The organism is Ruegeria sp. BG6 (assembly GCF_056538465.1).
On sequence record NZ_JBQFTB010000006.1, the window covers coordinates 1 to 12,318 of the forward strand.

The 12,318-nt window shown below is 51.8% G+C and carries 15 protein-coding genes; 9 read left to right on the plus strand and 6 right to left on the minus strand.

Annotated features, from left to right (window positions below):
* Positions 1 to 732: 732 nt before the first annotated feature.
* Together ACR0JW_RS12115 and ACR0JW_RS12120 are read right to left on the minus strand one after the other, a co-directional pair.
* Positions 733 to 1,116 (minus strand): ricin-type beta-trefoil lectin domain protein, encoded by a 384-nt coding sequence (locus ACR0JW_RS12115; RefSeq protein WP_480713976.1) that lies wholly within the window; start codon positions 1,114 to 1,116, stop codon positions 733 to 735.
* 197 nt (positions 1,117 to 1,313) lie between these two features.
* Positions 1,314 to 1,997: a GntR family transcriptional regulator gene (locus tag ACR0JW_RS12120; protein WP_480713977.1), complete on the minus strand. Its 684-nt coding sequence runs from the start codon at positions 1,995 to 1,997 to the stop codon at positions 1,314 to 1,316.
* Positions 1,998 to 2,304: 307 nt separating this feature from the next.
* Here ACR0JW_RS12120 and ACR0JW_RS12125 point away from each other — a divergent pair, with 307 nt between their 5' ends.
* Genes ACR0JW_RS12125 through ACR0JW_RS12160 form a run of 8 tightly spaced genes read left to right on the plus strand, consistent with a single transcriptional unit; the run spans position 2,305 to position 8,570 of the window.
* Positions 2,305 to 3,276 carry a TRAP transporter substrate-binding protein gene (locus tag ACR0JW_RS12125; protein ID WP_170620204.1) on the plus strand — a complete coding sequence of 324 codons (972 nt, stop codon included), beginning with the start codon at positions 2,305 to 2,307 and terminating at the stop codon, positions 3,274 to 3,276.
* On the plus strand, positions 3,273 to 3,890 hold the full coding sequence (locus ACR0JW_RS12130; protein ID WP_480713978.1) for a TRAP transporter small permease: 618 nt from the start codon (positions 3,273 to 3,275) through the stop codon (positions 3,888 to 3,890). The genes ACR0JW_RS12125 and ACR0JW_RS12130 overlap by 4 nt, the downstream gene beginning before the upstream one ends.
* Positions 3,891 to 3,892: 2 nt before the next feature.
* Positions 3,893 to 5,179: a TRAP transporter large permease gene (locus ACR0JW_RS12135; protein ID WP_170620203.1), complete on the plus strand. Its 1,287-nt coding sequence runs from the start codon at positions 3,893 to 3,895 to the stop codon at positions 5,177 to 5,179.
* An 18-nt stretch (positions 5,180 to 5,197) separates the two neighbouring features.
* Positions 5,198 to 5,632 carry a GlcG/HbpS family heme-binding protein gene (locus ACR0JW_RS12140; protein WP_170646569.1) on the plus strand — a complete coding sequence of 145 codons (435 nt, stop codon included), beginning with the start codon at positions 5,198 to 5,200 and terminating at the stop codon, positions 5,630 to 5,632.
* Between the two features lie 9 nt (positions 5,633 to 5,641).
* Complete coding sequence (locus ACR0JW_RS12145; protein ID WP_480713979.1) at positions 5,642 to 6,523, plus strand: NAD(P)-dependent oxidoreductase; 882 nt, start codon at positions 5,642 to 5,644, stop codon at positions 6,521 to 6,523.
* A 57-nt stretch (positions 6,524 to 6,580) separates the two neighbouring features.
* On the plus strand, positions 6,581 to 7,324 hold the full coding sequence (locus ACR0JW_RS12150; RefSeq protein WP_480713980.1) for an SDR family NAD(P)-dependent oxidoreductase: 744 nt from the start codon (positions 6,581 to 6,583) through the stop codon (positions 7,322 to 7,324).
* 17 nt (positions 7,325 to 7,341) lie between these two features.
* A complete protein-coding gene (locus ACR0JW_RS12155; RefSeq protein ID WP_480713981.1) occupies positions 7,342 to 7,653 on the plus strand; it encodes a cupin domain-containing protein in 312 nt (103 codons plus the stop codon).
* 5 nt (positions 7,654 to 7,658) lie between these two features.
* The gene (locus tag ACR0JW_RS12160; protein WP_480713982.1) at positions 7,659 to 8,570 is read left to right on the plus strand and encodes a sugar kinase; all 912 of its coding nucleotides are present in this window, start codon (positions 7,659 to 7,661) and stop codon (positions 8,568 to 8,570) included.
* Positions 8,571 to 8,729: 159 nt separating this feature from the next.
* Here ACR0JW_RS12160 and ACR0JW_RS12165 read toward each other — a convergent pair whose 3' ends face one another.
* The 3 genes from ACR0JW_RS12165 to ACR0JW_RS12175 all read right to left on the minus strand — a co-directional run bounded on the left by ACR0JW_RS12165 (position 8,730) and on the right by ACR0JW_RS12175 (position 9,904).
* Entirely contained in the window at positions 8,730 to 9,281 is a 552-nt protein-coding gene (locus ACR0JW_RS12165) for a GNAT family N-acetyltransferase (RefSeq protein WP_480713983.1), read from the minus strand.
* Between the two features lie 181 nt (positions 9,282 to 9,462).
* Positions 9,463 to 9,690, minus strand: coding sequence for a DUF1127 domain-containing protein (locus ACR0JW_RS12170; RefSeq protein WP_480713984.1), 228 nt, complete (start codon positions 9,688 to 9,690; stop codon positions 9,463 to 9,465).
* Positions 9,680 to 9,904 (minus strand): DUF1127 domain-containing protein, encoded by a 225-nt coding sequence (locus tag ACR0JW_RS12175; RefSeq protein ID WP_170620196.1) that lies wholly within the window; start codon positions 9,902 to 9,904, stop codon positions 9,680 to 9,682. Before ACR0JW_RS12175 ends, ACR0JW_RS12170 begins: the two co-directional genes overlap by 11 nt.
* 130 nt (positions 9,905 to 10,034) lie before the next feature.
* On the opposite strand from ACR0JW_RS12175, the gene ACR0JW_RS12180 reads away from it, so the two are divergent.
* Positions 10,035 to 10,946: a LysR family transcriptional regulator gene (locus ACR0JW_RS12180; protein WP_480713985.1), complete on the plus strand. Its 912-nt coding sequence runs from the start codon at positions 10,035 to 10,037 to the stop codon at positions 10,944 to 10,946.
* A gap of 464 nt (positions 10,947 to 11,410) precedes the next feature.
* Here ACR0JW_RS12180 and yghX read toward each other — a convergent pair whose 3' ends face one another.
* Positions 11,411 to 12,298 (minus strand): YghX family hydrolase, encoded by an 888-nt coding sequence (gene yghX, locus ACR0JW_RS12185; RefSeq protein WP_480713986.1) that lies wholly within the window; start codon positions 12,296 to 12,298, stop codon positions 11,411 to 11,413.
* Positions 12,299 to 12,318 lie beyond the last annotated feature (20 nt).

Here is a 12,318-nt window from a genome sequence, read left to right on the forward strand (position 1 = left end):
CGGGGCCAGAATGTGGCAACGATCCGACATTTCGGAGTGGATATTTTTAATTTAACATTAACAGCTTAGCCGTTACTCCCAAAAGAATCACTGGGGAAGCATTAATACTGTTGACAATAGTAATTGGCTTGGAGCTTTTGTCTCCAAAAGCGGTCAAAAAAAACGCCAAAACTGAAATAATTTGAGCGTTAATCTTCGATTAATGTGGGGTTTGAAAAAGATTAGTCAGTTTTTCACGAGTTGACTATGATTAAGCAAAGCAAAAGGGATCTATTCCCACCTTTAAGTTACACCAAGGTCGAAACTTTTAGCCCAAACAAAAATAGCGCCCTAAAATCTTCGATAAGGAAGGCTATGATTGCTTTTCCCGTATTGCTGTATTTTCTTCTTTTGGCCTTTTTTCTAAATAGAGCGTCCGCCGCAAGCTATGTATCGATCCTGTAGTGGAAGAAGGCTTTTGCCCTGAGATGGGCGATGAGGGTCCGCGCTTTTAGGTCCGACAGCGAAAGATAACTCTGTTCGTCAGCTCCGCCTGCTGAGCAATCCTTCAATTGATTCCGGAGCTCTGCGCCGCAGCAAACGGCAGCTTCGTCCGCGAAGCAGACATTCATGTAAGTTGCAGCGATCGACCGCTTCGAGCCCAGAACTGCCGTCCGTTGCGGGCGCGCCAGTGTTGGCTATCGCGTTTTGCGAGCCCTGCGAGCACCGGCTATTGCGCTCCCCGGGGCAATCTTATTCCGCTGTGCGGTTGGACCACGTCTGATAGGCCGCCTGATCGTCGGAGCACGCCTGCAACTTTATCGCAATGATCCGATTATGATCGTTGCGACCCATGCGCGTCTCACCCGTCAGGGTCAAGCACATTTCGGGACTCGACGACGGTGCGATGGTGCCTGCACCATTAAAGACCCAGTTTTGAGCGGCAGAACCATAAAAAGTGGCCAATTCTGCTGAAGCACCTGCCTCGGTTGAAAGAGTCTGTATGCAGACATCAACCTCAGGCAAATAAAGCGCCGTCCGCGAATTGATCGGGGTAGAACGCCTGCCCAATAGCACTTTGCCGGAGGGGCTGTAGCAGGTCCTCGGTTGAAGCCCATCTTCAGGATTAGCGGCCACGCCAAGCCCTCCAGCGATGTCGATACAACAACCGTTCTGAATGTTGTCGAGTATAAGCGGACATTGGATTTTAGTATGCGAGGTGTTGCCCGGTGAAACTAAGCAAGAATATCATTCGCTAAAAAAGAAGCCGGCAAGTACGGTTTCTTCGCCGGTCCAGGTCGTGAAAGAAAAATACGATACGCGGGTTTCCGAACTTATTCAAAATACTCCGGATGGCGTTCGTGAATAAACGCAATGGTGTCATCAAGGCGGGACAAGTGTTTTCTAACTGCGGTCTGCGCTCTTGACAGATCCCGCAAAGCGAGCCCGCCTGCGATTTCATAATGGTCTTCTAAAATGGAATTTGCTTCGCGGTCTTTCCCAAGGCCAAGCATGCAGAGACGATCCACTTTTTGCTTGCATTCCAGCATTACTTCGAATGCTAGTGGATTGCCGCCCAGAACATAGATCAGTTTGTGAAAATCATAATCAAGCGCATGGAAGGCGGGTAAATCCCCTTTGGCCAAGGCGTTCTCCTGAAGGGCGAGGTTTTCACCAAGCTTCGCATCCTTCTCTGCGTCCCAAGTTTCGATCGCTCCATGAATAACTTCAAGTTCGACGGCCCTGCGTACCAAACGAGCAAGCTCTAGGCGGTCCATTGAAAAGCCGCGCACCTCTGTCGCTTTTTGCGGTCGGATAAGTAGCAAATCCTCATTTCCAAGCCTGGTGAAGGCGTTGCGAACAGGTTGGCGAGAGACGCCAAATCGGCGTGCGACTTCCGTCTCGGATAATTTTGTACCGGGAAGAATTGCGAGCGAAACGATCTGATCGTGCAGTGTTTCGTAGACGGCATCAGTGGTTGTTCGGGTTCTAATTCCGTCCACGATTTTTTCTTCCATCCTCTGATTCATAATCCTGTCGCCACGGTCTGGGGGGGGTGGTTAAGGCATTGTTATATAATACCAAAATCCGTATCTCCTACGTATTTCAGTAAGGCTTTTTCAGCTAATATCAAAGAGCCTGTAATCATTGAAGTCAAGGCCGTCACATGTTTCAAACGAGTTGTTGACTTAACTTGGATACTAGTGTCCTTATGAGTTCAGCAGTGATTCCGGCTCTGGGAGGAAGCAGGAAGTTTTGCGACTTTCATCCTCCAAACGACACTTTTTGGCCTGTTGCTGCCCAAAAAAAAACGGGAGGAGACCCATGACTTCTACGAAATCGCTTTTTGCAGCTGTAACCGTTGCACTGATCGCCTCATCAGCATCGGCCGAAAGCTGGCGCGCTTGGAACATTCACAATGACGGCCACCCCAATACGGCGGCGATGGACAAGTTTGCTGAGCTTGTAGACACAGCCACAGATGGTGAAGTCACGGTAGATGTGTTCCACGGCGGTGTTCTTGGCTCGCAGCCCGATGCGCTGGAGCAAGTGCGTATTGGAGCCATCGAGGTTGGCAACTTCAACCTTGGCCCGATTGGTCCGATGGTCAAAGAGGCAAACCTTGTATCGCTTCCGTTCATCTTCAAAAGTGTGCCGCACATGTTCCGAGTAATGGAAGGTGAAGCTGGCGCGGTCGTTGCCGAAGCGATGGGTGAGGCAGGGGTCCTTCCACTTGCATATTTTGATGCTGGAGCCCGGTCATTCTACAGCCAGAAGCCGATCAACTCTCCAGCAGATGTGGAAGGCCTGAAGATCCGAGTTATGAACAACGATCTCTACACTTCGATGATTTCGGCGATGGGTGGAAATCCGTCTCCCATGGCGTTTTCGGAAGTACAACAGGCACTGAAAACAGGCGTTGTTGATGGTGCAGAGAACAACTTCCCGTCGTTCAAAAACGTTGGCCATTATGAAGTCACATCGCACTATTCCCTATCTGAGCATCTGATCATCCCCGAGTGCATCTGTGTGAATACGGCTAAGTTCAACGCGCTTAGCCCTGAACTACAAGAAGCTGTACGCAGTGCGGCACAAGAAGCGGCTCTGTATCAGCGCGAACTGTGGGCTGTTGGATCTGAGCAAGCGCGCTCTGACGTTGAAGCGGCTGGCATCACAGTCAACGAAATAGCAGACAAAGGCCCCTTCCAGTCCGCGATGGACGTAGTCTATGCCGACTACCTTGCTGCCAACCCAGATATGACAGCGTTGGTCGAGATGGCTCAGGCCACTGAGTGATTTTCCAAAGCGAACACAAAAATGGCGCGTCCGGTTTCCTTCAAAGAAGCCGGGCTCGTAAAACAAAAAACGGGGGCGGCATGCGAGTTTCAGGCAAGACATCAGAGTTTATAAGGAGGATGGATATCTTCCTCGACCTGCTCGCCCGCCTTTGTACCTTGTTGGCCGGCGTCGCCATCGTGACTATGACCGCCATCTTCGCGTGGCTGGTCTTTGGCCGGTACGTCCTCAATGACACGCCCACCTGGGTTGAACAGGTATCGCTTTTACTTGTCATGGTCATTGCCTTCCTCGGCGCAGCAGCCGGGGTGCACAACCACACCCACCTCTCTGTTGTTCTTTTCCGGGGCATGGTGCCGCCGAATGTACGAACAGTTTTTGTCTGCATCACAGATTTGCTGCTCGCCGGGTTTGGCGCGATGATGTTCTGGTATGGGCTTGAATTGACCGAATTCAAATGGGGCACGTTGATCCCGCTTATTCAATGGCCCGAGGGCCTGAGATCCCTGCCTATGACCATAAGCGGAGCATTGGTCCTTCTGTTTTCCATCGGCCATCTGATCCGCCTGTTTCTAGGCGAGGATGCGCGCCAAGACAGTATAGATCAGGGTTAATCATGGGACTTGCAGTTCTTCTCGGGGTCTTTGCCGTTTCCGTCATCATCGGCACTCCGGTCGCTTACGCACTCGGGATTTCTGCCTTGGCAGCGTTTTGGTACGAAGGTTTGCCGTTGTTCGTCGGCTTTCAACGAATAGTCGCAGGAATCAACGTTTTTTCGCTTATGGCGATCCCGTTTTTCATTTTCGCTGGTGAGCTGATGTTCCACGGCGGGATAGCCGTTAGATTGGTTAGGTTCGCGCAAGCTGCTGTCGGTGCCGTGCGCGGCGGGCTTGGCATTGTAAACGTGTTTTCCTCCATGCTTTTTGGTGGGATTTCAGGTTCGGCGATCGCGGACATCTCCGCGCTGGGCTCAATTCTCATCCCCGTTATGAAGGACAAGGGATACGATGCTGACTATGCGGTGAATGTCACGGTGACATCTTCCATCGCCGGAATCATCATTCCACCCAGTCACAATATGATCATCTTTGCTCTTGCTACGGGCGGTGCGGTATCAATTTCCAAGCTGTTCTTGGCGGGTGTGATCCCCGGCATCCTGATGTGCTGTTGCTTGGCAATTGCTGCGTATGTGGTCGCAGTAAAGCGCGGCTATCAGGCTGAACGGTTTCCAGGATGGACGGCGCTGGCATACGCGTTTATCGGCTCCATCCCCGGCTTGCTGACTGCCGTCATTATCGTCGGAGGTGTCCTATCAGGCATCTTTACTGTGACAGAGTCCGGTGCGTTCGGGGCTATGTATGCCTTTGTCGTCACGCTGATCGTCTACCGAAGCCTGTCATGGGATGCTTTCAAGACCGCTGTAATTTCGTCTGTGCGCACAACGTCGATGGTCATGATCCTGATCGCCTGCGCCGGTGCCTTCGCCTACATGCTGACCTACAACCGCGTACCAACCAAAACGGTCGAGTTCCTTTTGGGGATAACCGAGAACCCAATCCTGATTTTGCTGATGATCAATGCCGTTCTTTTGCTGCTTGGCATGATTATGGATATGGCCGCCTTAATCCTCATCTGCACGCCGATCTTCTTACCGGTGATGAATATGCTGGGGATCGATCCGCTGCAATTCGGCATGATCCTTCTGGTGAACCTTGGACTGGGGCTTTGCACGCCTCCGGTCGGGACCTGTCTGTTTGTAGGCTGTGCGGTTGGCCAGTTGCCGATGGAAAAAGCCATTAGAACGATCTGGCCTTTCTACCTTGCGATCTTCGCAGCGCTGATGCTGATCACCTTCGTTCCTGCCATCTCGCTCACACTTCCCACTCTGCTAATCGGCCCATAAAGCCCAAAGGACGCCGCTATGCTGAATATCAAACGATTGGACATTGAAGAAGCGCGACGGCTGATCGCGGTTGCTAGGCTCAAAGCCGAAGATATCGGGGTGCCAATGTGCATCGCTGTTACCGACGAGAGCGGTATCCTCATCGCATTTGAGCGAATGGATGGCGCCAAGATTACCAGCGTCAATCTGGCGATCGACAAGGCTTATACCGCATGCGGCATCAAAAAGAGCACGCAAGCCTTGGGTGAAGTCAGTCAACCGGGAATGCCAGCGCATGGCATCGCCTCGGCCTTAGGCGGACGTATGGTGACCGTTGCTGGCGGTCTTCCTGTGCTTGCTGGTTCGGATGTCGTTGGCGGCATTGGTGTTAGCTCAGGCTCGCCTGCGCAAGATCATGACGTCGCCCAAGCTGGGGCCGATGTCTTTTCCAAAATGAAAAACCCAAACGCTTAGGAGGCGCATATGACGAATCCAAAAATCGGTTTCATTGGTCTAGGCCAAATGGGCAGCAAGATGGTTGAATGCCTCCAAAACAATGGTTTTGATCTTGTGGTCATGGGCCGCAACAAAGCGGCGGTTGCCCAAACCGTTGCGCGCGGCGCGGTCGAGGTCAGCACCCCTAAGGAACTCGCCGAGGCCAGTGATATCGTCATGCTCTGCGTGACAACATCTGACGTGGTCGAAAGCCTGATTTACGGCAAGAATGGTATTCTCACCGGGATCAAAGAAGGCGCGGTGGTCATAGATTTCGGCACGTCCATTCCAGCGTCAACAAAGAAAATTGGCGCGGACCTTGCGACAAAAGGGGCCGGGATGCTCGACGCACCGTTGGGGCGTTCACCTATGCACGCCAAGGACGGTTTGCTGAACATCATGGCAGCGGGCGATATCGAAACGTTTGAAAAGGTCAAACCTGTGCTCGACGTGCAGGGCGAGAACGTGTTCCACCTTGGCACACTCGGCGCGGGCCATACGACTAAGCTGATCAACAACTTCATGGGTATGACAACAGCGTGTACCATGAGCCAGGCATTTGCAGTTGCAAAACAAGCGGGCATCGATGGCCAGCAGCTTTTTGAGATCATGTCTGCGGGCCCGTCCAATTCTCCATTCATGCAATTTTGCAAGAATTACGCCGTCGATGGTGTAAGTGATCTTGGGTTTTCGATCAGCAATGCCAACAAGGACATCGCCTACTTCGTTCAGATGATCACTGACATTGGAACACGCTCCGAAATCGCTGAAGGCACTTCCGCAAATCTTCAAACGGCGCTTGATGCAGGGATGGGCGAAGGCAATGTCCCCGAAATCTACGACATGTTCGTCAAACGCGGTGCAGCCTGAGCAGGCGCCCGCTGGAGCACGACAATTTTCAACCCAGAGCAATGATGAGGGATGGCTATGAAGCTCGCTGGAAAATCGGCAATTGTAACTGGAGCCGGCCGAGATATCGGTGCAGCTGCTGCAATCAAACTAGCCTCCGAGGGCGCACAAGTTGCAATAAACTATTTTGCCAGCAGCGCAGGCGCTGAGGACGTTGTGGCCAGGATCAAAGCAAATGGCGGAACCGCATTCGCGCTTCAAGGAGACTTAACGCAGAAAAGCGACGTTGACGCATTGGTGGCGCGATCTCTCGCGGAGTTCGGCAGTATTGACGTTTTGGTCAATAATGCGGGCGGTTTGGTTGCCCGCAAAACAGTCGCAGATTCCTCACTTGAGCATTGGCGGTATGTGATGGACTTGAATCTGACCAGCAACTTCATGATGACGAACGCCTGTTTGCCTCATATGAAAAGCGGTACAATCGTCAACTTGGCAAGCCAAGCCGCTCGCGATGGCGGTGGCCCCGGCTCAGTTCCCTATGCGACCTCAAAGGGCGCGATCATGACGCTTACGCGGGGATTGGCCAAAGAGCTAGGCCCGGATATCAGAGTCAATGGGCTTTGCCCTGGGATGATTGATACTGATTTTCATAACATCCACACACCGGACGCAGGACGTCGCGGCTTTGAAACCGCTGCGCCAATGAAACGTCAGGGCACCATTGAGGATGTCGCAAACCTTGTCCTATTCCTAGCCTGCGACGACAGTGCTTTCATTACAGGAGCTAATGTCGATCTGAATGGTGGAATGCTTTTCTCATAATGTAGCGGAGGTACACCTTGCCTGAATTTCCAGTTGTCTCGACAGGAGAGAATGTCACACGGCAAGTTCTCTCTGATCATCCTAATCTCATGGTTGTTGCCTTTCGGTTCAGCAAAGCAGGTGCGATAGGTGCGTTGCACAGCCATCCGCATGTCCAGTCAACATATGTCGAAAGCGGCCGGTTCCGGTTCACTTTGGGCGAAAGGGACCAAGAGTTCGGGCCAGGAGACAGTTTTGTCATTCCTTCAGATCAAACCCACGGATGTGTTTGCCTGGAACCAGGAAAGCTCGTGGATAGCTTCACTCCGCGGCGTGACGATTTTTTGTAGAACCCATGCGTATCTTAGCAATCGGCGAGTGCATGGCGGAACTTGCTCCCCTAGGCGGTCCAGGGGAGTTCAAGATCGGGTACGCTGGTGATACGTTCAACACAGCTTGGTATTTAGCGAAAATATCACCGAATACAGAGGTCGCTTATTTTACGACAGTTGGTGACGACAAACTGTCCCGCGAAATGCGAGCCTTTATTGACAGAACAGGCATCGATACCTCTCACATTTGTGAAGTCTCGGATGGAACTGTGGGTCTCTATATGATCCACCTTTCCAACGGCGAGCGTAGTTTTTCCTACTGGCGCAACAGCTCTGCCGCCAGACGGCTTGCTGACGACCCAGATGCGCTTGACCGTGCTATCGAAAAAGCGGATTTGATCTATTACTCAGGAATTACGCTGGGAATTCTTGGTCCTCAATCGCGTGAAAACCTACTTGGTGCTCTCCAAAAGGGGCGCGATGTAGGGAAAACCGTGGCTTTCGATACGAACATCAGACCCAAACTTTGGTCGAGTACCGAAGAAATGAAGCGTTCAATCATGCGCGCTGCTGAACTCTCGGATATCGTGTTGCCGTCTTTTGACGATGAAAGCGCGTGGTTTAAAGACGACTGTCCGACCGCGACTCTTGAACGATATGCAAGACATGGTGTGGAGCGGATCGTCGTAAAGAACAGCGAGCATTCTGTGGTTTATCAAGATGGGAATATTAGAGGGGAGGTGCCCGCTAAGCCGGAAACTTCCGCTATTGATACAACAGCCGCTGGTGACAGCTTCAACGCTGGCGTTTTGCTCAGCGTTTTGGAGAAAAGTGATTTCCGCGCAGGAATATCATTAGGCTGCCAATTGGCCAGCTACGTAATCCAAGCCAAGGGAGCGCTGGTTCCTGTCGATGCACTGCGTGTTACAGCCTGAGGCGATAAATCCCGACTTGTGTTTAACGTGGAATATGCGCACCGCACGGCCATTATCTCAAGAAAGGCAACTTTAACACTGAAACAATAAAGGTATTAGAAAAGGTCACTCGCTTAAGTCCAATTAAACGACCGCAATACGCAGAGTGCTATTGGTCGTCTAAGTAAAAAGCAGATGTGAGTGTGCCCTAGTTTCAGCGATAATCTCAATGGCAATTGACGCGGGCGTCGGCCAGTTGGGGTGCAAGATTGCTTCAACAATATCCGCGTCAGCTACAAACTGGGCGTTATGTTTCGCCGCAAGATAGCGCAAGTGGCGGTTTTCCTTCAGGCACATCATTTGGATAGTCCGGACGCCTCTGTTCTGCGCCATCGCGTACATCAGTTGAAACAAAGCGTCGCCAATCCCAATGCCTTGCCACTCGGCTTCGACAGAGAGTGCAGCCTCTGGCTTTGATGGCCATGAATGAAAGAGGCCGCGCAGTTCGACAAGGCCTCTCAATTGGCCCCAGACAAACGCTCCACAAGCGATACTGTCGTACCGAAGGATATTCTGTGCGTAACTCAAGACACCATTGTCGTCGACGGCTCCACAAAACCGTGCCCGCCGCGTTCGGACATCTAACCGCAGAAAATGATCACAGATGTTATCTTGATCGCCGAAACCGAGACGACGGACGACCAGATCTTGTGAAGTTCTCCTATCGCTCATTTTTCGGGGCTCCTGCTTGGCAGGTTGGTTTGGGCCAGCACTTTCGGGAGGAGTTGAAAATGCTGGCCCGTGCGTTGGCGCTCCCTGTTGGCTTTTTCGCCACCGCTCATGCTGGCTTACTCTGGGAGGAGCGAGAACCAGCATTTTTCGTGTAAGCTTTTGGACCTGAGGGCTCGCTTACCTATTCGTCAGCCATCAATTTTCCGGCATATTCCGGGATCTCAGATCGCGAAATTCCGATCTGAGAGAGTTGGTAATCGCTCATATTTGAAAGCGCAGAGAGCATCCGGGCCAATTTCAGTGCTTTCAAGGCAGCTTTTGCCGTGGATCTGATCCACGCCAAGAAGCTGATTGATAGGGCAATGGCGTGACCACGATCTGTACCAGCCGCTTGGGTGTTAGCAGCCATATGCAGCCTCCATAGCAAGTCTTTTGATGCTACTGCGCGGAATGCCCAAATCTATTAAGTCACGGTCAGATAGCACCGAGAGTTCATAATAAGTTTCGCGATAAACCCTGCGTTTGGCCTGTGCCTTGCGTATCGTGTCCAGCTTTTGATGAAAGAACGTGCGGCCAGCTTCGAAAACGACATCCAGCGCGCTGTTTGATCGAGTAATTGCCATGATATTGCCTCGTCCATTGCTGCAATGCAGAATTTATGCTGCAATGCAGAGGTAAGGGCATTTGGTAGCGCTCACAACTCGCCATTTTGGCAAAGGCCCCATGCCATATTGGAACAGCATAGGTTATGACATGGACATTTCTGCGCAAATGCTAATCTTTGCGACGGTTGTCGAGCAGGGCAGTATTTCTGCGGCTGCAAGATCAATGGGGCAGACCCCATCAGCAGTAAGTAAGCAGATCGGGTTACTTGAAGATCAGGTGCACTACCGCCTTCTGAATCGTACCAGAACGGGTGTCTCTCCAACGCGGGAAGGCCAAGATTTCTATGAAAAATGCAAAGAGATGGCTGACAAATTCAATGAAGCCAAAGCGATGATCCACAGCTTTGACGGTGTCCCACGCGGAGAACTCAGGATCGCATCCACTGTTGCATTCGGTAAGTCCCAACTGATTCCTGCCCTCCCAGAGTTCATGAAAGAGAACCCAGAGGTAGAAATGTCTTTAAATCTGACCGACCGAGAAATCGATCTTCGGAGCGAAGGGTTCGACGCGGCGATCTGCTTTGCGGAACAACGGAAGAATCCAGATATGGTCATTAGGCGCGTTATGCAGATTCGAAGGGTACTATGTGCCTCACCTGAATACCTTGAGCGTTGTGGAACACCGTCGAATTTTGCCGAACTGGCTGAGCACAATTGCTTGAGAGTTGCTGGGAGAAGTCAACGGAACGCTTGGAACAGCATCGAACCGAACGCAGGCGAAAAGTTTGAAGCAACGGGCAGCTTTGAGGGGAACAGCACCGATGTCGTCTTTAGAGCCGCTCTGGCTGGTATCGGCATCGCACGGCTGCCCTGCTATATGGCAAACAGGAAATTTCTCTCTGGCGAACTTGTCCATGTCATGCCGGAGTATGCACCTCCCAGCACGGATATTGTTGTAATGTTTGCCGAACGGAGGAATCTGGCACCAAAAACGCGCGCGTTTGTGGATTATCTCGCGCGGCGGTTTCGGGATGCCGAAGAGAACCAAAGGAACGGCTAACTACTCATAGAAGCGGTCGTAGTTGTCCAAAATAATCCGGTCCCGTCCGCTGTGAGTGGTTAAAATTCCGGCCGACATTGGAAGAGAACTGAAGGGGTACCTCCATCAAAAACCTGGCATTGATCAAAAAACGCTACATAGGTCATTTCGGTCACCTAGCTGCCTTCTCCGAACGCGTTATCAATGGCTGATATCAGCGGTATAAAAGTGATGGTACGTTTAACCCGCAGATGAGCTGAACACTTAACGATGAATCGCTTCATCTAAAACCGCTTCGACAATATCCGTCCATGGTTTCGAAACCATAAAAACATCCAATAGTAGGGATTGCGGGCCAAGACCTTGTCGCAGAATCTCTAACTGCGAAGTTCAAGTTACTGTAGCTTCTAAGGTCTTGGCCAAGATGGGCCGAGGATTTCAACGAAACGATATCAACGCATGACTGGCTTGGTAGCTTGTACCAATTACTTCAGATAGGTGTTGAACCAATCAATTGAGCGGTCCCAGGCTAGGTTTGCCATTTCCTCATCATAGCGTGGCGTACTGTCGTTATGAAAACCGTGGTTGGCGTTTTCGTATATATATGCCTCGTATACTTTGTCGTTGGCCTGCAGAGCAGCCTCAAAATCCGGCCAGCCTTCGTTGATGCGCTCATCAAGCTCTCCCATTTGAATCAGTAGCGGCGCCTGAATTTTGGCAACATCCTCAGCTGCTGGCTGGCGACCATAGAACGGCACGCCTGCGGCCAGTTCTGGGTAGGCCACGGCAATTGCACTGACTACACCGCCGCCATAGCAGAAACCCACTGCGCCGACCTTTCCGGTGCTGTCATCTCGGTTCAACAGGTATTCAAACCCATTGAAGAAATCGTTCATCAACTCGACACGGTCCACTGTCTTTTGCAACTCGCGCCCATCGGCGTCATTGCCCGGGTAGCCGCCAACCGATGTCAGACCGTCGGGGGCCAACGCCATAAATCCGGCTTTTGCCAACCTGCGCGCCACATCCTCGATGTAAGGATTCAAACCGCGGTTTTCGTGGATCACCAACACCCCAGGTAGGGGCTCTTCAACGCCAGCGGGCCGGACAAGATACCCTCGGACATCACCGGTTCCATTGGGTGACGGATAGGTAATGTAGTCTGCGTGGATATCGGGATCGTTGAATGACACTTGCTGAGCCATCGCATAATTCGGGCTGAGCATGTTCAGCAACGCAACCGCTGTCACGCCGCCGACCGCGAACTTTCCGGCGCGATCCAGGAATTGGCGCTTGGTGATCTTGCCGTGCGCGTAAAAGTCATACAGGTCCAGAAGTTCCTGGTCGAAGTCTTTTGCCGTCATGCGAGTCATTGTGGATCTCCTGATGAGTT